Below are 1191 nucleotides of genomic sequence, written 5' to 3'. Positions count from 1 at the left end.
TAGGGTCATTGCATCAAACGCACAGTTAGCTCGCTACGGTTTCTGGCTGTGGGTCGAGTTGGCTCAGCACCTGCCACAGGAACTGGTCGTCGCGGGCGGCCTTTTTGCGTTTTCGACGCAGACTCATGACCGTCTGCTCCCGCTGTAACAAACTCAGGGCCAGTTTGCGCAGGGTGGAGAGGTTGCGCGGGGCGTGGTCGCGGCGGCAGTGGCAGCCGTCCTCCTTCCATGTCACGTCTAAATGCCAGTGCTGGTGATTTTCGATGCCCCAATGCCCGCGGATATAGCCCGCCAACTCGGCGGCCGACGCCTCGGCCAGTGACGAGAGGTAGTAGCGCGTGGCCTGGCTGGTGTGCCCGTGCTGCCAGCGCGTGGTCTGCACGCACACCAGCGTACACAGCCCCGGCCACGGATCGGCCGCGTCCACCAGCGCAAACGAGCGGCTCACCCAGAGGCGGCGCTGCTCGCCCCGACCGTGGCCCTTGTCGGCCTGCGTGTGGGCGGGTGCCTGGGCCAACAGCGGGGCAAAGTGCGCCTGCACTTGGGTAAATAACTCCCGCTGATTTTGCTTAAGGGCCAGCACGTAATCCGCCTCGCGCTCGAGCAGGCGGGCCGCCAGCGCCGGTTGGGTGCCCAGCGCGTCCAGACTCACGACGCTGCCGGCCACGTCCACCGCCTCCAGCACCTGCGGCATGGCCGTGGCTTCGCTGCTTTTCTCCGCTACCGGTGTCTGGGCCAGGCACAGGCGTTGCGCGGCCGCCCACACGCTTACCAATTGCACCGGCGCCTGCCGCCGCCCGGCCGGGGTGGTGCCGCGCAGTTGTTTGCCGTCTACAATCAACTGCCGACGGGCCAGCTGGCCCACGATGGCAGCCCCCCAACGGGTGAGGCAGGATTCGAGTTGCACCGGGTCGAGGTAACGGAACACGCGGTTGAGCGTGTCGTGCGAGGGAATGCCGGCCGGCAAGGCCAAAAACGCGCGCAGCACCGTCTCCTTGTCGCAGGCATAATCATAGATATCCTCAAATGTCTCGCAATCAGCCAGTAAACCACACAGCACCAGCCAGATAATATCGCTCAACTCATGCCGACAGCGGCCTTGTTCGCGGAAATCCGTCACCTCCTCGAAAAAATCTACTGCTTCGTCCATGCGCAAAGCTCGCTAACTGCACGTTTGATGCAATGACCCTA

At 63.9% G+C, this 1191-nt stretch carries 1 protein-coding gene; it reads right to left on the bottom strand.

Annotation, left to right across the window (positions count from 1 at the left end):
- Positions 1-25: 25 nt before the first annotated feature.
- Positions 26-1150 (bottom strand): ISAs1 family transposase, encoded by a 1125-nt coding sequence (locus tag KLP40_RS21030; RefSeq protein WP_215595808.1) that lies wholly within the window; start codon positions 1148-1150, stop codon positions 26-28.
- Positions 1151-1191 lie beyond the last annotated feature (41 nt).

Origin of the sequence: Hymenobacter piscis (assembly GCF_018760735.1) — a bacterium.
GTDB classification, from domain to species: domain Bacteria; phylum Bacteroidota; class Bacteroidia; order Cytophagales; family Hymenobacteraceae; genus Hymenobacter; species Hymenobacter piscis.
This window is presented reverse-complemented; position numbering and strand designations above follow the sequence as displayed.

Coding starts and splice junctions, on each gene's coding strand:
- KLP40_RS21030 (WP_215595808.1), bottom strand. CDS start 1,150: ATGGACGAAGCAGTAGATTTTTTCGAGGAGGTGACGGATTTCCGCGAA.